Consider the following 19,309-nt stretch of genomic DNA (forward strand, 5'->3'; position numbering starts at 1 on the left):
CGGGCGGTCGGCAATCCCGCGATGGACACGGCACCGGCTTCGCGCCCGAGGGCGCTCCTGCCGGGGGCATGTGCGTGGCACCATGTCGGCATGCGCGCCTGCCTGCTCCTGCTGGTTCCCCTGCTCCTGCTGCCCTCGCCGGCATGGGCGGTGGATCCGCCACCGAGCGATGGCGTGCGCATCTACCGCTGCGTGGGCGCCAATGGCGCGATCTCGCTGCAGGATGCACCGTGCACGCAGGCGCACCGGCAGCAGGTGCTGGACATGGTCCGGCCCAAGGATCCCCCACCACGCCCGGCCAGCCCGACTCCCCCACCCGCCCCGGTGGTCGAGCGCGAAGTGCGGGTGGTGACCGTGCAACCACCACAACCGATGTACGAATGCGTCACCGCCGAGGGCGAGCGCTATACCAGCGACAGCGCGGATGGAAACCCGCGCTGGGTGCCGACCTGGACCTACGGCTACCTGCCGCACGGGCACGGTCCGCGCCCGCCCGGTGGTCACCCGCATCCGGGAGGCATCCCGGCCCGCCCGGGCGTGATCATCCCCGGCGGCTCGGTGCTGGTGCGCGACAGCTGCCATGCACTGCCGCAACAGGAAGTCTGCGCACGCCTGCGTGACAGCCGCTGGGACCTGGTCCGCCGCTACAACAGCGCGCTGCAGAGCGAGCGCCAGCGGCTGGTGCGCGAGCAGCGCGGCATCGAGGCACGTCTCAACCAGGACTGCGGAGGCTGGTGATGCGCTGGGGCCTGGCCATGCTGCTGTGCCTGGCGCTGCCGGCCGCCGCCGGAGACGTGGTGTTCTACCGCTGCACCGATGCCAGCGGTGCACTCACGGTGCAGAACATGCCCTGTCCCAAGGGCACGCAGCAGAGCACGCGGGTGATGCAGGCGGTGGGCACGCCGCCACCGATGCCTGTGCCCGCCGCGGCACCAATGCCTGCGGCCTCCCAGGCCGTGCAGGCCGGCCCGGGCCCCGTCGAGCGCTTGTACGCCGCCCCCGAAGAGCCTGCCGCTCCAGCGCCGGCTCCGGTGCCGGCCGAGCCGTTGCCGCCGCTGTTTGAATGCAAGCCACGTGGCAGCGAGGCGTACCTGAGCGAAACGCCGGACCCCCCGGCGCGCTGCGTGGCGATGCAGGTCACCGGCCTGGACGGCAACCCGCGCACCGGCGCCGGTGAAGCCTGCGAAGTCCTGCGCGACAGTTGCACGCCGGTCGATCCCGCGCGGCATTGCGCGATGTGGCGCCAGCGTGTGCACGAGGCCAGGACCGCCTCGAACTTCACCGGCCTGGCGCAGGCCGAGGCACGCCGCCGCGAATACGAACGCCTGCAGGCGCGGTTCGATGCCAGCGATTGCGCCGCTCAGAACCCGTAACGCAGGAAGCCGCCATCCACGGCGATGCACTCGCCGGTGATGTAGCTCGAGGCCGGCAGGCACAGGAAGCCCACCGCCGCGGCAACTTCCTCCGGCTCACCGATGCGCCGCATCGGGGTGCGCGCGATCACCTCGTCGTAGTAGTCCGGGTCGGACAGCGGGCCGGAAGTACGGCGCGTGCGGATGTACCACGGCGCCACCGAGTTCACCCGGATGCCGTCCTCGGCCCACTCGCAGGCCAGGTTGCGGGTCATCTGCTGCATCGCCGCCTTGGTCATGCCGTAGACCACGCCACTGCGCACGTGGGTGATGCCCGACACGCTGCCGACGTTGACGATGGCCGAGGACGCATGCCGGGTCAGCAACGGGTAGGCAGTGCGCGAGAGCTCGAAGGCGGAGAACAGGTTGTTCTCGAAGATGCCGCGCCATTCGTCCTCGGTGTAGTCGTTGGCCGGCCGGGTGATGTTGCCGCCGGCGTTGTTGACCAGCAGGTTCAGGCCGTCGCAATGGTCTTCGACCCAGTCGAGGATGGCATGGCGGTCCTCGTCGTCGGACACGTCGGCCGACAACCCGTGGATCCCGCGTTCGGGGAAGGCATCGGCCAGTTCATCACGCGCGGTTTCCAGCGCATCGGCATCACGGCCGACAATCAGCACGTCGGCACCGAAACCCAGCAGCTCACGGGCGATCGCCAGGCCGATGCCGGCACTGGCACCGGTCACCAGTGCGGTCTGTCCATCCAGTCGCCAACGCTGCGGGTTCATTGCGCTTCCTCTTGCTTGCTTGCGGCGCCACGGAAGGACGCTGCGGGGGGATGCGGCTAGGATAGCGGCCACAGCCCCGCGGAGCATGCCGATGAAATGTCTTTCCTGCCTGATGCTGCTGTCCCTGCTGACGCTGGCCGGTTGCGGCAAGCCGCAGCCACCGGAGACCGAGCGCCGCCCGGATCCCCAGGCCACGGCAATGCGCGATGCCATGGCCAAGCCGCTGGAGGAGGCCAAGGCGGCGCAGGCCGCGACCGAGCAGGCGACAAAGGCGCAGGATGCGGCATTGGATGCCGCCACCGGGGATGCCTCGCCGCAGTAAGTCGTGCGGGGCGCGCAGTGAAGCGCCCTTCCCCTTCGCTGCGCGAAAGGACGGGGGCAACGCGGGGCCGCCCTGCAAGCCGCGGCAAACCCGATCCCTCAAACGAACAACGCCGCCCCTCGGGCGGCGTTGTTCGATCCATCGCGGCGCTGGGGCTTACAGGCCGCAGAAACAATAGGCCAGCGACTTCACCGGGGCACCGTTGCGATCCTTGACCGCGTCCTCGACGAAACGCAGCTGGGTGTCCAGTTCCGGCATCTGACGGGCCAGCATCATCCGCGCGATGCCGGAGTCGGCCAGCATCCAGGCACCGGCGCGGCTGCCGGCGAAACCGGTCATGAACTGCGCGAACGGCGTGGCGCCCTTCTCGATGTAACGCACGCGGTACGCATCGCCTTCACCGAGCTTGGCGCGGCTGGCGGCATCGGCGACGGCGGCCTTCAGGCCACCGAAGGCATCGACCAGGCCGCGCTCCTTGGCCTGCGCACCGCTCCACACGCGGCCGCGCGCCACTTCGTCCACGGCCTCGACCGGCTTGTTGCGCGCCTGGGCGACCTTGCCGGTGAAATCGGCGTAGCCCTTGTTGATCACCGACTGGATCACCTGCCCCACGGCCGGGTCCATCGGACGGGTCACGTCGAACGCACCGGCGAAACGGGTGGTGCCCACGCCGTCGGTGTGCACGCCGATCTTGTCCAGGCTGCGCGCGAAGTTGGGGATCATGCCGAAGATGCCGATCGAGCCGGTGATGGTCGATTCGTCGGCGTAGATGCGGTCGGCGTTCATGCTGATCCAGTAACCACCGGAGGCCGCCATGTCGCCCATGGACACCACCACCGGCTTGCCGGCGGCCTTGAGCGCTTCCACTTCGCGGCGGATCTGCTCGGAGGCGAACACCTCGCCACCCGGCGAATCCACGCGCAGCACCACCGCCTTCACGTCGTCGTCGTCGCGCGCCTCGCGCAGCAGCGCTGAGGTCGACACGCCGCCGATGCGGCCAGCCGGCAGGTCGCCGCCTGCGATCTCGCCCTCGGCCACCACCACCGCCACCTGCGGACGCGAATCCACCGGTGAACGACGGGCGTCGACCTGGGTCAGGTAGTCGCTCAGGCCGATCTGGCGGAAGCCACCTTCGGCATCGCTGTCGGCGGCACCACGCTCGGCCAGCAGCGCATCGACTTCCTCGCGCGTCTTCAGGCCATCGACCAGCTTCTGCTGCAGGGCGAAGCGGGCCAGGTCGCCTTCGACGGCGGCGATGCCTTCGGGCAGCGTGTCGATGCCGGCCGCCAGCTGCGCCGGGTCAAGCTTGCGCGCCTTGGCGATGTCGGCCAGGTAGCGCTGCCACACGTCGCTCATCCAGAACAGGTCCGCTTCCTTGGCCTGCGGCGAGGCCGCGTCCAGCACGTACGGCTCGGCGGCGGACTTGTACTCGCCCACCTTGAACAGGTGCACGTCCACGCCCAGCTTTTCCTGCAGGCCGGTGCGGAAGTACTGGCGGTAGCGGCCGAGGCCTTCCAGCAGCAGGCTGCCCATCGGGTCGAGGTAGACCTCGTCGGCCTGCGCGGCCAGCAGGTACTGCGACTGGCTCATGTTCTCGCTGAAGGCCACGACCTGCTTGTTGGCCGCGCGCAGGTCCTGCAGCGCGTGGGTGACCTCGCGCATGGAGGCGAAGCCGCTGGGCTGGAGCTTGTCCAGGTTCAGCACCACGCGCTCGATCTTCTTGTCGTCCCTGGCCGCTTCGATGGCGCGGATCAGGTCGCGCAGCTGCAGTTCCTCGGCGTTGCTTTCACCCAGCGCCTTGGCCAGCGCGCGGCTGACCGGGTCGGTGCTGTACTGCTCGACCAGCCGGCCTTCCGGCGCGATCACCAGCGTGGTGCGGTCCTGCAGCACCTTCGCCGAGGAGGCGCCCTTGCCCAGGATCACCATGAACATCATCAGCGCCAGGAACAGCAGGCCAAAGAACAGCAGGTTGAGGATCAACCGGCGGGTGAAATTCATTACATCCCACAGACCCACGAAGAAGCTGGCGATGGGATTGCGACGCGGCAGGGGGGGAGGGGAGGACATGGACGCTCCGGAAGGGGCTGGTTGCAAGGCAGGATAACCACTACCGGCAGGGCCGGCATGGCCTTTAAGTCAGGGTGAAGCCTGGAGAATCAAGCGTCGGCTGCTCACCCGCAGGCGCCAGCCGAGCAGTATCGCGGCCACCGTCAGGCCCATGATCAGGCCCACCCACATGCCCTGCGGTCCCCAGCCCAGGCCCAGGCCGAAGCCCGCGCCCAGCGGCATGCCGATGCCCCAGTAGGCCAGCATGGCGATGAACATCGGCACGCGGGTGTCCTTGAGCCCGCGCAGCGCGCCAGCCGAGAGCACCTGGATGCCGTCGGGGATCTGGAAGGTCGCCGCGTACAGCAGCAGCGTCGATGCCAGTGCCGCCACCGCCAGGTCGTCGGTGTACAGGCGCACCACCGCGTTGTGGCCGAGCAGCAACGCGGTGATGGAGACCAGCTGGGTCACCATCACGATCGCGTAGCCGGCCCAGGTGGCGCGGCGCACGCCCAGCGGGTCGTTGCTGCCGACCGCGTGGCCCACGCGCACGGTGGTGGCCTCGGCCACGCCCATCGGGATCATGAAGCACAGCTGGGCGACGTTGATCGCGATCTGGTGGGCACTGGCTTCCACCGCACCGATGCGGCCGATCAGCAGCGCGGTGATGATGAACAAGCCGCCTTCCATCAGCACGGTGATGCCGATCGGCAGGCCGGTGCGCAGCAGGTCCCAGATGGCGGCCAGGCGCGGCAGCTCGAAGTGCGTGAACAGGCCCAGGTGCGCAAACCGCCGGGTCACGGCCAGGTAGGTGGCAAAGGCCAGCGCCTGCACCCACATGGTCACCGACGAGGCGATACCCAGGCCGGCGGCGCCCATTTCCGGGAAGCCGAACCGGCCGTTGCACAGCGCATAACCCAGCGGCCCCAGCACCAGCAGGCCACCGAAGCCGATCAGCATGGTCGGCAAGGTCCAATGCATGCCCTCGCTGAGGTAGCGCATGCAGAAGTACAGGGTCAGCGCGGGGACGCCCCAACGGATGGCATGCAGGAAGTCGGTCGCCCCGGGCACGATTTCGGCCGCGATGCCGAACGCCGGCAGGAATGCCGGCACCACGCTCAGGAACAGGAACATCAGCGCGCTCAGGCCCACGCCCAGCCACAGCGCCTGGCGGAACAGCGGCCCGATCTCGCGCTCGCGGCCAGCGCCGTGCAGCTGCGAGACCGACGCGGTCAACGAGATCAGGGTGCCGATCGGCACCAGCATCGGCAGCCACAGCAACGCCGTGCCGATGCTGACCGCGGCGAACGTGTCGGTGCCGTGGTGGCCGGCGATGGTGTTGTCGACGAAGGAGATCAGACCGGTGGAAACGTGGCCAAGCACCAGCGGCAAGGCGAGCAGACCGGTCGTCCGCACTTCATGCGAGAAGCGCGGCGTAGCGGGAGAACTGGACATAAAGCAGGAGACGCGGACTGCGGCCGGCGCAGGGAGTGCGCGGATGCCGGGTCGCGGAGTGTGCGTATTCTAGCGTGGTGATGGCGTCATGACCCTGCCCGGGGCATGAATGCTCTGTCCCGCCGACTGCTCAATGGCCAACCTTCTCGCGCAACCACGCCGCGCGCTGGGCCGGCGCCACCGCCAGCAGCGCCTCGCGCAGCGCGGCCCGATCCTGCGGCGGGGTGCGCTGCGAGATCAGGCTCAGCTGCTCCAGGCTGTCGGCATCGAGCTGCTCCAGCAGGCTGAGCATCGGCTCGCGCTGCGCTGCCGGCAGGTAACCCAGCAGCGGCTGCAGGCGCGCATAGGCCGCGCCCAGGCGCGGGCCGAGCAGCCAGCCTTCGCGGTGCATCTGGTCCATGCCGGCAAAACGCGCCTGCAGTGCCTGCCGCTCCGCGGCCGGCATGGCCACCAAGGCAGTCCCGGCGCGGCGCACGCGCAGCTTCTCGGCGTCCGGCAAGGCCTGCCAGGCGGCGTAGCGGGCGCGCAGGTCGCGCTTCTGTTGGGGAGTCATCGACGCCCATGCCGGCTGCGCCGAGGGCGCGCTGGCCGGTGCCGGCTGTGGCACCCCGGGCAGGCCGTTGGGTGTCGTCGCGCTCGCGGCACCGGCCAGGGCCAGCAGCACGCCGCAGGCACGCAGGCGATCAGTTCTCCGCATCGACCGTCTCCAATGCCGCGCCGGCCGGCTCGGGCCGGCTCGGCTGCGGTTGAGATTCGTCCACCGGCAATGGCCCGCCGGCGGCGTACCAGGCCAGGAAATCGGCCTCGCTGGCCACCGCCAGGTCGGGATCGGCCAGCATCGCGGCGTCACCGGCGGCATGCGGGTCCTGGCCAGGACCGGCCGGGGTGCTGCTGTCAGGCAACGCTTCCACCTGCACCGGGTCCTCGCTGGCCAGCCCGGAGGGCGGGTCGACCGCACCGCCGAAATGGGAACGCCACCACCACAGCGCCACGGCGACCAGCAACAGCAGCGGCAGGCACAGCAGCAGCCAGGTCACCAGGCTCCACGGCGCGCGCGCGCGGCGACGCGGCGACGGACGGCGGTCTTCGGCCTTGGCCGGTGCGGCCTTGGCAACCGCCGGCCGGGCCGGCAGCACGCCGCTGATCACCGACTCGCGCAGTTGTTCCAGTTGGCGCACGCGCGGCTGCGACAGGTCGCGGATCTGTACCTGCACCTGTTCGGCCAGGGCGCGCCAGCCGGCTGCATCCGGGTTGCCGCCGGCGTCGAGCGGACAGGCCGCCGCCAGCGCCTGGCGATAGGCCGAAGCGTCCACGCCGAGCACGGCCGAGGCCATTTCCTCGTCCAGCCCGGCGCCGATCCGCAGCAGCAAGGCCAACCGTTCGGCCGGGGCCAGAGTCTGCAGGTGGCCCAGCGGGCCTTCCCAGTAACCACTGGCCGGCGGGTTGAGCAGCTGCGGGGTACTGCCCAGCAGGCCCCAGAAGCGGGCCGGCCATTCGGCCATCTGCAGTGCGGCGGCCGGGCCGACGAAGGCGCGCATGGCAACCGCCACCGCGCGTTCGGCCAGGCCGGAGTCACCGGTCTGCAGTTCGGAAACGACCAGCGCACGCCGCTCCACCCCCCGCAGGAACGCGGAAAGGGCATTGGCTGCGGCCGGGGAAAGAGGGGCTGGTGCAGCCATCACGTGAACTCCGTCATGCCCGGAATGATACCCAGAGCGCCCCGCACTGCCGATCCGCTGCACATACGCTTCACGGGCGTTGCGCATGGCCTGCCGCAACTTGTGCACAGCGTCAAGACGCGGTAACAGTCGCCGTGTCCAGCGCTCGCCGCGCTTGCATTTCGTTTTTGTTTCACGGCTAACCCATTGATTTTCATTGAATAAGCAATGTGGCGATTTTTTGTCCAAGTTGACCCTGAGGCTTGAACCATCGCCCAAAGCGCGTGGAGCACAACGCTCACCCACAGAGTTATCCACAGCAAATGTGGATAAGCCGAAATCCTCAATCGGGGCGAGCGTTTACATGCCATTTATGGATCCGCGCACAACAAACCGACGCAAGTGAACGGCCGCGGCGCGATGGCCTGCTGCGGCTACACTTCCCGCCATGCCTGCCTGCCCCACCCTGCGCATCGCCCTGCCGGTGCCGTTGCCGCATCTGTTCGACTACCTTCCGCCCGATGGCAGCCCTGCTCCCGTGGAGGGCGACATCGGCCGGCGGCTGCGCGTGCCGTTCGGGCCGCGCGAACTGGTGGGGGTGGTCGAGGGCATCGGCCAGGTGGACGACCCGGCACCGCTGCGGGCCGCACTGGAATGGCTCGACCCCACCCCGCTGCTGGGCGGCGAGCTGGCAGCCTCGCTGCTGTGGCTGGCCCGCTACACCCACGCACCACTGGGGGAAGTGATCGCCACCGCGCTGCCGGCGCCCCTGCGCCGCGGCGAACCGCTGCCCGATACCCATGGCTGGGCGTGGCAGCTGACCGAGGCCGGGCGTACCGGGCTGTCCCGCCTGCGCGCCGGCACCCGCCCGCAGCGCCTGGCCCAGGTGCTGCAGGACGGCGCGGTCAACGAGGACCGCCTGGACGACCTGCTTGAGGACTGGCGCAGCGCCGCCCGCGCGCTGGCCAAGCGTGACTTCGCCCATCGCATCGAGGTGCCGGCGCAGGTGCCGGTGCCGCACCTGCATCCCGGGCCGGTCCCGAACCCGCAGCAGCAACTGGCCATCGATGCCATCGCCGCGGCGCCCGGCTTCCAGCCATTCCTGCTCGACGGCGTCACTGGCAGCGGCAAGACCGAGGTCTACCTGCAGGCGATCAGCCGCTGCCTGGAACAGGGCCGGCAAGCGCTGGTGCTGGTGCCGGAAATCGGCCTGACCCCGCAGATGCTGGCGCGCTTCCGCAAGCGACTGGGCATCCCGGTGCATGCGCTGCATTCGGGCCTGAACGACAACGAGCGCGCCCGCGTCTGGGCCGCGGCCTCGCGCGGCGAGGCGCGGGTGATCGTCGGCACGCGCTCGGCGGTGTTCATCCCGTTGCCGCAGCCGGGCCTGATCGTCGTCGACGAAGAGCACGACGGCAGCTACAAGCAGCAGGACGGCATCCGCTACCACGCGCGTGACTTCGCGCTGGTGCGTGGCAAGGCATTGGACGTGCCGGTGGTGCTGGGCAGCGCCACGCCGTCGCTGGAATCGCTGCACAACGCGCGCAGCGGGCGCTACACGCACCTGCGCCTGAAACAGCGCGCCGGCGACGCCAAGCCACCGGGCGTGCGCATCTACGACGTGCGCAAGCGGCCACTGCAGGATGGCCTCTCGCCCGAAGTGCTGGCCGGCATCGGCCAGCACCTGCAGGCCGGCAACCAGGTGCTGGTGTTCAAGAACCGTCGCGGCTACGCACCGGTGCTGCTCTGCCATGACTGTGGCTGGACCGCGCCCTGCAAGCGCTGCAGCACGCCCCTGCACAGCACGCCGATGACCGTGCACGGCGCGGGCCGACGGCTGCAGTGCCACCACTGCGGCGCGCGCCAACCGGTGCCGCTGGCCTGCCCGGACTGCGGCAGCCTGGCCCTGCAGCCGCAGGGCATCGGCACCGAGCGGCTGGAAGAACGCCTGCTGCAGCTGTTCCCCGAGTACCCGGTGCTGCGCATCGACCGCGGTACCACCGCGCGACGCGACGCGCTGGAGCAGACCCTGGCCACGCTGGGCGAGCAGCCCGGCATCCTGGTCGGCACGCAGATCCTGGCCAAGGGCCACGACCTGCCCAAGCTGACCCTGGTGGTGGTGGTGGGCATCGATGAAGGCCTGTTCTCGGCCGACTTCCGCGCCAGCGAGAAGCTGGCCCAGCAGCTGATCCAGGTCGCCGGCCGCGCCGGCCGCGCCGACCGCCCCGGCGAGGTCTGGTTGCAGACCCACCACCCGGACAATGCGCTGCTGCACACGCTGGTCAACGGCGGCTACCACGCCTTCGCTGAAGCCGAGCTGGTGCAACGCGAGGCCGCGGGCTTTCCACCGTTCGCGCACCTGGCATTGCTGCGCGCCGAGGCCAAGCAGGTGGAACAGGCCAATGCCTTCCTGGCCGCGGTGAAGCAGTTGGTCCCCACCGAGAGCGTCGTCGAGTGTTATGGCCCGATGCCGGCACCAATGCCGCGGCGGGCGGGATTCCAGCGCACCCAGTTGCTGCTGTCAGCCACGCAGCGGCGGCCCCTGCATGGCCTGCTGGATGGGCTGATGCCACAGGTGTATGCGTTGCCGCAGGCGCGGCGCGTGCGCTGGTCGCTGGATGTCGACCCGATGGACCTGTACTGACGTGGCAGCGTTCAACCGCCAATGGTGGACGCCGCGGCGGCCTCCATGCGGGTGATCACCGAGGCGAACGCATGCTGCTGCGCGATCACCGTGCGCCAGGCATCCCGGTTCGCATCGCACTCGATGCAGCGCCGCAGGTCCGGGTCGTGGACCAGCCATGCACCTGCAACCGGCCCCGCGGCGGGCCAGCGGATCGGGCTGCACGCGCGCCACGCGTTGTTCTGCCGGCCCGGCACGCCCTCGGCACGACGTGCCTGGACCATGCACCTGAAAGTGTTCATGACGCCCCCGCATCGCTGGCGCGGATCGAACGACCTACAGATCCACGCCGAAGCCGATACCGCCTGATTTCTCGCTGCCACTGAATGCGCCACCCAGCGAGAACGAGCCGCGCGCGCCGAGCTTGCGGCCGTAGCCGATCGACAGGGCCTTCTCGCTGCCCTGGAAACCCGCGCCGACCGAAACGCGCCCGCCATTGCTCTGCGAACCCGCCGCATTCACCGCCATGTTGAGCATCGCGCTGCTCATCGCGCCCATCCGGTCGATGCGACGGTCCTGGCGGGTGAAGCGGTCATCCATCTCCCGCCGCAACCCGTCGAACTGCAGGTCCACGGCCTCGAAACGGCTGTCGGTATAACTGTTCGCGGCAGCGACGGCCTGGCTGGCGGTGCCATCGGCGTAGCTGCGGGCCGACTGCAGCGTGGTGGCATCACCGCTGTCGGCATGCGCCTTGGCCGAGGACAGCACGTTGGCGTCGGCCGTGGCCATGTCCGTGCGGATCGCAGCTTCGCGGTTGTCGGTATGACCGTTGGCCGCCGCCAGGGTGGCTGCATCACCGCTGTCGGCATGCGCCTTGGCCGAGGACAACACGGTGGCATCGGCCGTGGCCATGTCCGCACGGATTGCGCCTTCGCGGGTATCGGTGTAATTCCCGGCCGCACCGATGGCGGCCGCATCCCCCGCATCCATCTGCCCCTTGTTGACTGCATGGTCGGCGGCGGTGCCATCGGCCACGCCCGCCACCTGGGTCCCCCCCGATGTTCCCCCGGAACCCGAGCCGGCGCCGGCGCCGGCGCCGCCGCCAAGCGCCAGCGAGGCCTTGCTGGCGTCGTCGTAGTACACCGCCAGGTCCGCGCGGCCCTTGATCGCGGTGAGCTGGGTATCGATGGCCGACAGCGCGGCACCGACATTGCCGTAGCTGTTGCCCTGGACGGCGAAGGTCGGCGCGGTGAATACGCCGCCGCTGTAAGCGGCCCCACCGCCCAGCCAGGCCGCGACCCCACCCAGGTTCGCGTTCAACGACGTGCCCAGCGCGGTGAGCTGGCCCACGTTGGCGGCATCGGTGGCGGCCACGCCGGCGGCGACGTTGACGATGCGCCGTTGCTGGCTGGACGAGCCCACCGACACGACATTGGCCAGGCCGGCATCGGTGCTGCCAGCACCCAACACCACCGAACCGCCGCCTGATGCCTTGGCATTCCTGCCGATGGCCACGTTGTTATCCGTACCTGCGGTGCCGGACGTGCCCTTGTAGCCACAACAGCCTTCCTTGCCATCGGCGCCGTTGCCCGCCTCGCTGCCATCGCCCAGAGCGATGTTGTAGCTTCCGCCGGCACCGCCATCTCCGCCGGTGCCCCCGGCAACGCCGTCGCCGGCCTTACCGCCATTGCCGGCGCTGCTGCCGGCACCAAAGGCGAGGTTGTAGCCTCCACCGCTGCCACCCACCCCACCGCTCCCACCGGCCGTCCCGTTGGCACCCTGCCCGCCCATGCCGACCGAGCTGCCCTTGCCGATCGCTGTATTGCCCGTGGCATTTCCCAAGCCGCCGGCCGAACTGGAGTAACCGGGCTTGGATGGCCCAGACGCACCGTCACCGCCCACCCGACTGCCGTCCAGGCAGGCCAGGGCACCGGTACTTGCATCCTGAGTGCAGGGGGCCGTTGGCGTGGTTCCACCGACCACTTCGGCTGCATCCGCAGGCAGCGATGGGAACAAGATGAGCAGGCCGGCGACCGCCAGGGCCGCGGCTACTCGATCAGCCTTTGAAATGACACGGCCGCGCATGATGGTGTCCCCCGATTCAACTAGGGGCAAACCCTATCGCCATCGTTGCTGGATCAGCATCCACGAAATCAGGTACGCAGGTGTCCTCCGGACGCAGATCAACGGGCGAGGGCGAGCTCCAACTGCACACGGGTTCCGTTCCGGTCATCGGCCGGCCCCACCTGCAGGTCACCGCCCATGCGCCTGGCCCGCAGCTGCATGCTGGCCATGCCGGCGCCGCCCGTTGCACTGCCCTGCACGCTCGCCGGCAGGCCGATGCCGTCGTCGTCGATCTGCAGCTGCAGCCGGTCACCGTCCCGTCGCAGGGTGATGTCCACCCGTGTCGCACGGGCATGCTTGAACGCGTTGGTCAAGGCTTCCTGCATCAGCCGCAGCAGGTCCAGGCTGCGTGAGGCGCCCAGTTCCACCCCGTGCAGGTCCTGCAGGTGCCAGTAGGTATCGATGCCGCCGGCTTCCAACAGGGTGCTGGCGCGGTGCCGCAGGGGCACCAGCATCTCGGCCAGGTCGGCGTGCTCGCGTGCGGTGCTGTCGATCACCAGGCGCAGGTCATCGCGCATCTCGCGCAGCAGTTCGATCACCTTGGAACGCGGCATCTCCTGCGGGGCCTGCTCCAGCCGCGCGATCGCCCCGACCAGGGTGCCGCCGAAGCCATCGTGAAGGTCGCGCACCAGCTGCAGGCGCTCACCGGCGCGGCTATGCGCCAGCTCCAGCGCATGCTGCGCGTTCAGGGTTTCCGACAACTGGGACGTGGCCTGCTGCACTTCATGGCGCAGCTCGGCGTTGAACCCTTCCACGCGTTTCATCGTGTTGGCGAAACGGTAGGCCAGCACGAAGCCCATGCCCAGCAGCATCAACGGCGAGGTGAAGGACCCCAGGTAACTGACCCCGCCGTACCAGCCCATGTACACGCCCAGGTCGTGCAGCGACACCAGGATCGGCAGGACGATGCACAAGGCCAGCACCTGCGCGTCACGACGGCCACTGCGCAGCGCATAGCCCATGAAGGTGAACGACACCACGTACAGGAAGGCGATGAGTGGCACCAGGTAGAGGTTGCGATGCGGCCCCATCCACTGCGGCCACAGCAGCGCCGCCGCCATCGCCACCGCCGCCAGGCCCATCAGCACGCGCTCGAAGCGCGGCCAACGCCGCTCGCTGAAGCGCAGCAGGAACACGGTGTGTGCCGCCGCAGCCACCACGTAGCAGCCAGCGATGAAGGCCTGCCAGCCATCGGTGGTGGTAAACGGCCACGGGCTGGTGGCCACGAAATTGGTGTCGTACATGCGCCCGAACACCGCACTCAGCGCATACCAGCCGTACATCGCCTCCTTGCGCCGCAGCAGCCAGAACAGGCCGATCACGCCGGCCAGCACGAAGCCGATGGCGGTATCGAGCAGCTGCAGGTCATGCCGCACGCGGACTTCCTGCCGATAGCGTGCCTGCAGCACCGCGGCATCACCTACGTCGACCACGCCGAACGATGGCTGGTACGCCGCCAGCCCCGACACCCGCACCAGCAGTTCGTTCTCGCCCTGCCGCAGCAATGGCGACTGCAGCAGGTAGTAGCGCGGCACATGCCAGCTGCGCGACAACGGTTCGACCAGCGACGGATCACGGTCGATCAGGCTGCCGTTGAGGTAGACCGCCGCGGCCATGCAGGTGTAGTCCAGCAGCAGGCCGGTCGGTTCGCCGGCATCGCCCTGCTGCCAGCGCAGCCGGTACCAGACCACGCCGTCGTGGTCGGGCCAGCGCGTCTGCCATTGGTCGGCCAGGGTCACCGGCTCCCACCCCTGCAACGGTGGCGTCTGCGCCTCCCAGCCGCTGCGCACCGCTTCGGCCTGCACGATGCGGGCCACCGCCGGCGGAGCGGCCAGCACGCCCCCCATCACCAGCAGCAACAACAGGCCCAGCAGCCCGCGGATCATGGCAGCAGCCCGAGCACGCGCGCCTCGAACACCGCCGCGGTGCGCGAACCGACGGCCAGCTTGCGGTAGATGTTGCGGGTATGCGCCTCGATGGTCAGGCGCGACAGGCTGAGCAGCTCGGCGATCTCGCGGTTGCCGTAGCCCTGCGCGACCAGGCCGAGGATGCCCAGCTCGCGTTCGGACAGCGGCACGCTGGCCGCCGGAGCAGGTGCCGTGGGTGTCGCCGCGGGCACGAAGGCAAGGATGCGCCGGGCGATCATCGGGTCGATCGGTGCCCCGCCACGCTGCAGGCTGCGCAACGCCACGCGCAGCTCGATGTCATCCCGGTCCTTGAGCAGGTAGCCCACCGCACCGGCACGCAGCGCGGCGAAGATCGCCTCTTCCTCGGCGAACGCGGACACGATCACCGCCTGCGCCTGCGTGGCCTGCTGCTGCATCCACGCGATCAGATCGGTGCCGGTGCCGTCGGGCAGCTGCATGTCCACCAACGCCAGCGCGAAGGATTCGCGCTGTAGCAGGTCGCGGGCATCGGCAAGGTTGGCGGCGGTCCGGAGCCGCACCGGCTGCGGGTCCAGCAGTTCGGCCACGAGCCGTGCCAGCCGCGCCAGCGACGCCGCGTCATCATCGACAATCAGGATGGAAGACAACTCCATCAGCGCCCGCCTCGCTCCCCGTTGCGGTGGAGTTTAGCGCGCTCTTACGGCAAGTCTCGTGCCTGCCCGGATGAATGAGCGCGCCCTCCACCCCCTCCCCCGCAGGCGGGAGAGGGGCTTTGAGCAGAAAGCCGATGCAGATCTGAACCCCTCCCCCGCCTGCGGGAGCGGGGGTGGGGTGAGGGTCGCTTTCGCTTTACCAGGTCTTCCGCAGCGGGTGTGCTTCGGTGTTGAACACCACGCCGTCGAAGTCCAGGGTCTTGGCCGGCGCGAACAGCAGGTAGTAGTACTTGAAGGTCTCGGCGAACAGGAAGCTCTCCATCGAGTCGTCCTTCTCCTTGCTGCGCACATCCTTCAGCGCGGCAAAGCCGTGCTCGGTGCGGGTGTGCTTGACGAAGTCGTCGAAGAACTCCTTGCCCATGCCGCGGTAGCGGGTGTCACCGGTGTAGTGGTGCAGGTAGTAGGCCGACTCGACGATCTCCGGACGCAGCGCGTAGCCCGGAGAGCGTACTTCCATCGCCGCGTAGTCCAGCGACTCCGGCTCGATGCCGTGCAGGCGCCACATCTTCAGGTTGGACTCCTGCAGGCGCTTGGCGCGGTCCAGGTCGCCGCCCAGCGCGAGCAGGCCCGGCATGAACGCATCCAGCGCGCCGTAGGTGGTGGAGGTGCGCGCGCCGGTGTTCATGTCGGCGTGGCCGTACCACAGCTCGCCTTCACGCACCTCGTCGGCCAGGTACTGGTTCAGCGGGCCGATGCTCTCGTCCCACATGCGCTTGCAGTCCTCGTCGCCGAACAGCTTCCAGCACTTGAGCAGGTACTCGTAGTACGAGTCGATGCCGCCGGCGATGGAGGCATCGGTGTTGGTCCACTCGCCGGTCTCGACGTTGATGTTCAGGCCGACCAGGCCGATCTTGGAGCGGCGGTTGTGGGTTTCCACCAGCGCGCGCTTGGCCTTGTCGTAGTACGCCTGCTTGCCGGTGAGCTTGGCCAGGGTGCCGAACTCCAGCAGCAGCGTGCCGGTCTCGGCCGGGTTGCTGATGGTGCCGCTGGTCTTGCCGGTGCGCAGGTTGACGTGGGTGTACGGCAGGCCGGTGGGGCTGTCGAACACCGGCGACAGGCGCGTGCCCAGGTCATCGGCGAGCTTGAGCAGGCGCTCGTCGTTGGTCATCTGGTAGGCCGACAACAGGCCACCCAGCAGGCGGATGGTGACCTCGAAGTTCTGCACGTCGATGTCCTGGTCGAAGGACAGCTGGCTGACGATCAGCTCGCGCGCTTCGTTGGCTTCCTTGTCCATGCCCAGCAGCAGCAGGGTATCCAGGGCATCGACCGGCGACATCAACAGCGGCTGCGGGTACCAGTCGCGCGGCTTGGCGCTGAGCGGCTTCAGGTCATCGTGGCCCTTGGCGTACTGCATGTAACCCTGCCAGGCGTGGCGGGTGGCTTCGCGGACCTGTTCGGCCATGCGTGCCGCTTCGGCCTCGTCGACGGCCGGCACGGTGGCCAGGGTGGGCGTGGCAGCGGCGGCGGCCGGTGCGGCGGGCGTGCTGTCGCTCGGGGCGGGCGACGGGTTGCAGGCGCTCAGCGCCAGCATCAGGGCGGCGACCAGCGGGGCGGTGCGCAGGGCTCGGTTCATCATCGGGTCCTCGGAGTGGGAACGTCTTGCGGTGGTGCAAGGGTGGAGTGCAGCGTGTCGCCCAGCGTCTGCAGACGCAGCGCGGCACGCAGGGTCGACAGGTCGGCGCGGCTGCGCACGACCACGTCACGGGGGGAAGCAGGCAGCAGGTCGAAGGCGTTGTCCTCAACGCGCGCATCGACGTTGCCGAAATCAATCCACAGCGCACGCGCCAGTGAGGGGCTGCGCAGGCGCAGCAGGTAGTGGTCGCCCTGTGCCACCAGTTCGCTGCGGACCTGGCCGGCCGCCAGCGGTTGGTCCTTGGCGGCGGCGAAGTAGACGATGCGCTCGGCGATGACCGTATCGCCCTGCTGCAGTTCGAACACGGCCAGGCTGCGCCGCGGGTCGGCCCCCTGCAGCAGCGCGGCATCGCTCAGGCGCGCGACCTCGGTGGCCGCCTGCGCTGCCAGCGTCACCGCCTGTTGCTGCTGGTGGAGCTGCCTGCCGTCGATATCGAGTACGCGGATCCGTAGCTGTGCCTGCAGCGCGCTGCGGCCGTCATTGAGCAGGCTGACCCGGGTCACGCCCTCGTCACGCAGCGCCGCCACCGCGACATCGGCGAAGAAGCGCCGCGCATGGAAATGCAGCGCTTTCCAGTTGCCGTAGTAATCCACGCTCGACCACGACGCACCGGGCCAGACATCGTTGAGCTGCCAGTACAGCGATCCCATCGTGTACGGCCGCGAGGCGCGGTGGTGCAACGCCGCCAGCGCGATGCCCTCAGCCTGCATCACCTGGCTCAGGTAGACGAAGTCGGCGAACGAACGCGGCGTGCCGTACTCCATCTGGATGTAGTGCAGCAGCCGCTCGTTGCCCTTGCCGGCCATGAACTTCTGGTGCGCCTGGATCACCGGGCCGTCGATCTGCTGTTCCTGGCGCGTCGCGAAGGCATCGATGGTGGACTGCTGCGGCCAGGCCTGCAGCCCGTACTCGGACATGAAGCGCGGCGTCTCATGCAGATAGGCGGTCACCGGCAGCGCCGGGTTACCCCAGACTTGCCAGTAGTGCTTGTCGCCGCGCGTGGAATCATTGGCCTTGGCATCGAGGTCATTGCTCGGCGAGCTGGACCAGTACGGCACGCCCAGGCCTTCCTCGGCCACCACGGCGCGCAGGTCGGTGCCGAACAGGTCCACGTAGCCCTGCCAGACCTTGGCCGCGAACACCGGGTCGGCGGCACCCAGGTCCTTGCCGTGGCCCCAGTCCTTCCACGCGGTCTCTTCCTCGTTGTTGCCACACCACAGCACGATGCTGGGGTGGTGGCGCAGCCGGCGCACGTTGTCGCGCGCCTCGGCCACCACGCTGGCGCGGAACGCCGGATCGTAGCCGGGCTGCATGCCACCGCCGAACATGAAGTCCTGCCAGACCAGCAGGCCGAGCTCGTCGGCGATGTCGAAGAACGCATCATCCTCGTAGTAACCACCGCCCCAGTTGCGCAGCATGTTCATGTTGGCATCGCGCGCGGCCTGCAGGTCGCGGCGCAGGCGTTCGCGCGTGACCCGCGCCGGGAACGCCTCGAACGGGATCACGTTGGCGCCCTTGGCGAATACCGGCACACCGTTGATGACGAAGCTGAAGCCCTGCCCGCCCTGCGCATCGTTCTCACGGCGCAGCTCCACCGTGCGCAACCCGGTGCGCAGGCGCGCCTGTTGTTCATCGCTACGGCCACCATCGACACGCGCCTGCACCGTGTAGCGGTCCTGCGCGCCCTGCCCCACCGGCCACCAGCGACGCGGCTGCTCGATAGTGACGGGCAGCTGCAGGTCGTTGCTGCCGGGGCGCAGCATCAGCTGCCGCTCGATGCGCTGCACGCGCTTTCCGTCCGGGTCCAGCACGTCCACGGCCACGCTGGCGCTGCCGGCGGCGTCGCCTTGCTCGACCTGCAGCAGCACCGTCAGCGCGGCATGTGCCTCGTCCAGCGTGTCGGTGCGCACGGCCAGGTCGGTGATGCGGTTGTCGTCCCAGCTGGACAGCTGCACCGCGCGCCAGACACCGGCGGTGACATACCGCGGGCCCCAGTCCCAGCCGAAGTGGTAGGCCGGCTTGCGCGCGAAGTTGCCGACCATCGCGTCCTTCGGCTCGTCGCCGTAGGGCGAGGGATAATTGCCGGCAATCTTGTGCGGCATCGCCTGCACCTGCGGCAGCAACGTGCGGATCGGCGAGCGGAACACGATGCGCAGCTCGTTGCCGGTGGCCTTCAGCCGCCCATCGACGCGCGCGCGCCAGGTGCGGTGGGCATTGTCGGCGCGCAGCAGTGGCGCACCGTTGAGGCTGACCTCGGCAAACGTATCCAAGCCGTCGAAGCGCAGTTCGGCATGCCGGCGCTTGAGCGTGGTCGCGTCCACGTCGAAACGGGCGCGGTATTCCCAGTCGCCCAGGCCGATCCACTGCAGGCCGGCCTCGGCCGCGCCGACGTAGGGATCACCGATCACGCCGGCGGCCTGCAGGTCGGTATGCACGCTGCCCGGCACCTGTGCCGGCCGCCACGCATCCAGCCCCGGATGGACCTGCAACTGCGCATCGCCCGGCAGCAGCCGGAAGCTCCACTGCGCCTGCAGCGGTGCCGCCGACGCAACGCCCGCCACGGTGCACGACACCACCAGCAGGGCCAGCCAACCGAACCGGATGAAACGATTTTGTATCGATCCAAATTTCGTGCGCACGTACTGCATATGCGAGCTCCTTCGTGCTGCCGGTTACGGGAGGGCCACGCCTGCCGGCGTGTCGTTCATTGCG

Annotated in this window: 15 protein-coding genes; 4 read left to right on the forward strand and 11 right to left on the reverse strand. The window is 69.2% G+C overall.

All coding sequences use genetic code 11. From position 1 onward, the window contains the following. Positions 1-90 precede the first annotated feature (90 nt). Entirely contained in the window at positions 91-738 is a 648-nt protein-coding gene (locus tag ATCM_RS18145; RefSeq protein WP_132865869.1) for a DUF4124 domain-containing protein, read from the forward strand. Continuing rightward, positions 738-1,373, forward strand: a complete 636-nt coding sequence (locus ATCM_RS18150; protein WP_243694051.1) for a DUF4124 domain-containing protein — start codon at positions 738-740, stop codon at positions 1,371-1,373. The genes ATCM_RS18145 and ATCM_RS18150 overlap by 1 nt, the downstream gene beginning before the upstream one ends. On the opposite strand, the gene ATCM_RS18155 is transcribed toward ATCM_RS18150, so the two are convergent. After that, complete coding sequence (locus ATCM_RS18155; RefSeq protein WP_132865871.1) at positions 1,361-2,137, reverse strand: SDR family oxidoreductase; 777 nt, start codon at positions 2,135-2,137, stop codon at positions 1,361-1,363. The two genes, ATCM_RS18150 and ATCM_RS18155, sit on opposite strands and share 13 nt — an antisense overlap. A 91-nt stretch (positions 2,138-2,228) precedes the next feature. Between ATCM_RS18155 and ATCM_RS18160 the strand changes: the two genes are divergently transcribed. After that, on the forward strand, positions 2,229-2,459 hold the full coding sequence (locus tag ATCM_RS18160) for a hypothetical protein (protein ID WP_243694052.1): 231 nt from the start codon (positions 2,229-2,231) through the stop codon (positions 2,457-2,459). Between the two features lie 156 nt (positions 2,460-2,615). Here ATCM_RS18160 and sppA read toward each other — a convergent pair whose 3' ends face one another. The 4 genes from sppA to ATCM_RS18180 all read right to left on the reverse strand — a co-directional run bounded on the left by sppA (position 2,616) and on the right by ATCM_RS18180 (position 7,639). Beyond that, complete coding sequence (gene sppA / locus ATCM_RS18165) at positions 2,616-4,526, reverse strand: signal peptide peptidase SppA (RefSeq protein WP_132865872.1); 1,911 nt, start codon at positions 4,524-4,526, stop codon at positions 2,616-2,618. A 69-nt stretch (positions 4,527-4,595) separates the two neighbouring features. Then, the gene (locus tag ATCM_RS18170) at positions 4,596-5,960 is read right to left on the reverse strand and encodes an MATE family efflux transporter (protein ID WP_132865873.1); all 1,365 of its coding nucleotides are present in this window, start codon (positions 5,958-5,960) and stop codon (positions 4,596-4,598) included. Between the two features lie 130 nt (positions 5,961-6,090). Beyond that, positions 6,091-6,657 carry a DUF3106 domain-containing protein gene (locus ATCM_RS18175; protein WP_132865874.1) on the reverse strand — a complete coding sequence of 189 codons (567 nt, stop codon included), beginning with the start codon at positions 6,655-6,657 and terminating at the stop codon, positions 6,091-6,093. Then, complete coding sequence (locus ATCM_RS18180; protein WP_243694053.1) at positions 6,644-7,639, reverse strand: hypothetical protein; 996 nt, start codon at positions 7,637-7,639, stop codon at positions 6,644-6,646. Before ATCM_RS18180 ends, ATCM_RS18175 begins: the two co-directional genes overlap by 14 nt. Positions 7,640-8,066: 427 nt before the next feature. Between ATCM_RS18180 and ATCM_RS18185 the strand changes: the two genes are divergently transcribed. Then, a complete protein-coding gene (locus ATCM_RS18185; RefSeq protein WP_132865876.1) occupies positions 8,067-10,262 on the forward strand; it encodes a primosomal protein N' in 2,196 nt (731 codons plus the stop codon). A gap of 11 nt (positions 10,263-10,273) precedes the next feature. Here the strand turns inward: ATCM_RS18185 and ATCM_RS18190 are convergent, their stop codons facing one another. The 6 genes from ATCM_RS18190 to ATCM_RS18215 all read right to left on the reverse strand — a co-directional run bounded on the left by ATCM_RS18190 (position 10,274) and on the right by ATCM_RS18215 (position 19,236). Beyond that, positions 10,274-10,543: a hypothetical protein gene (locus ATCM_RS18190; RefSeq protein ID WP_132865877.1), complete on the reverse strand. Its 270-nt coding sequence runs from the start codon at positions 10,541-10,543 to the stop codon at positions 10,274-10,276. A 34-nt stretch (positions 10,544-10,577) separates the two neighbouring features. Further along, complete coding sequence (locus ATCM_RS19460; RefSeq protein WP_132865878.1) at positions 10,578-12,083, reverse strand: hypothetical protein; 1,506 nt, start codon at positions 12,081-12,083, stop codon at positions 10,578-10,580. Positions 12,084-12,424: 341 nt separating this feature from the next. Beyond that, positions 12,425-14,251 carry an ATP-binding protein gene (locus ATCM_RS18200; protein ID WP_132865879.1) on the reverse strand — a complete coding sequence of 609 codons (1,827 nt, stop codon included), beginning with the start codon at positions 14,249-14,251 and terminating at the stop codon, positions 12,425-12,427. Continuing rightward, a complete protein-coding gene (locus tag ATCM_RS18205; protein WP_132865880.1) occupies positions 14,248-14,904 on the reverse strand; it encodes a response regulator transcription factor in 657 nt (218 codons plus the stop codon). Before ATCM_RS18205 ends, ATCM_RS18200 begins: the two co-directional genes overlap by 4 nt. Positions 14,905-15,100: 196 nt before the next feature. Then, the gene (locus ATCM_RS18210; RefSeq protein WP_243694054.1) at positions 15,101-16,537 is read right to left on the reverse strand and encodes a glycoside hydrolase family 47 protein; all 1,437 of its coding nucleotides are present in this window, start codon (positions 16,535-16,537) and stop codon (positions 15,101-15,103) included. After that, positions 16,537-19,236 (reverse strand): glycoside hydrolase family 2 protein, encoded by a 2,700-nt coding sequence (locus tag ATCM_RS18215; RefSeq protein WP_243694055.1) that lies wholly within the window; start codon positions 19,234-19,236, stop codon positions 16,537-16,539. Before ATCM_RS18215 ends, ATCM_RS18210 begins: the two co-directional genes overlap by 1 nt. Positions 19,237-19,309 lie beyond the last annotated feature (73 nt).

The organism is Stenotrophomonas sp. ATCM1_4, assembly GCF_004348115.1.
GTDB classification, from domain to species: Bacteria; Pseudomonadota; Gammaproteobacteria; order Xanthomonadales; family Xanthomonadaceae; genus Stenotrophomonas; species Stenotrophomonas capsici.

Coding starts and splice junctions, on each gene's coding strand:
- ATCM_RS18190 (WP_132865877.1), bottom strand. CDS start 10,543: ATGAACACTTTCAGGTGCATGGTCCAGGCACGTCGTGCCGAGGGCGTG.
- sppA (WP_132865872.1), bottom strand. CDS start 4,526: ATGTCCTCCCCTCCCCCCCTGCCGCGTCGCAATCCCATCGCCAGCTTC.
- ATCM_RS18155 (WP_132865871.1), bottom strand. CDS start 2,137: ATGAACCCGCAGCGTTGGCGACTGGATGGACAGACCGCACTGGTGACC.
- ATCM_RS18150 (WP_243694051.1), top strand. CDS start 738: ATGCGCTGGGGCCTGGCCATGCTGCTGTGCCTGGCGCTGCCGGCCGCC.
- ATCM_RS18200 (WP_132865879.1), bottom strand. CDS start 14,251: ATGATCCGCGGGCTGCTGGGCCTGTTGTTGCTGCTGGTGATGGGGGGC.
- ATCM_RS18145 (WP_132865869.1), top strand. CDS start 91: ATGCGCGCCTGCCTGCTCCTGCTGGTTCCCCTGCTCCTGCTGCCCTCG.
- ATCM_RS18205 (WP_132865880.1), bottom strand. CDS start 14,904: ATGGAGTTGTCTTCCATCCTGATTGTCGATGATGACGCGGCGTCGCTG.
- ATCM_RS18185 (WP_132865876.1), top strand. CDS start 8,067: ATGCCTGCCTGCCCCACCCTGCGCATCGCCCTGCCGGTGCCGTTGCCG.
- ATCM_RS18180 (WP_243694053.1), bottom strand. CDS start 7,639: ATGGCTGCACCAGCCCCTCTTTCCCCGGCCGCAGCCAATGCCCTTTCC.
- ATCM_RS18160 (WP_243694052.1), top strand. CDS start 2,229: ATGAAATGTCTTTCCTGCCTGATGCTGCTGTCCCTGCTGACGCTGGCC.
- ATCM_RS18170 (WP_132865873.1), bottom strand. CDS start 5,960: ATGTCCAGTTCTCCCGCTACGCCGCGCTTCTCGCATGAAGTGCGGACG.
- ATCM_RS18210 (WP_243694054.1), bottom strand. CDS start 16,537: ATGAACCGAGCCCTGCGCACCGCCCCGCTGGTCGCCGCCCTGATGCTG.
- ATCM_RS18175 (WP_132865874.1), bottom strand. CDS start 6,657: ATGCGGAGAACTGATCGCCTGCGTGCCTGCGGCGTGCTGCTGGCCCTG.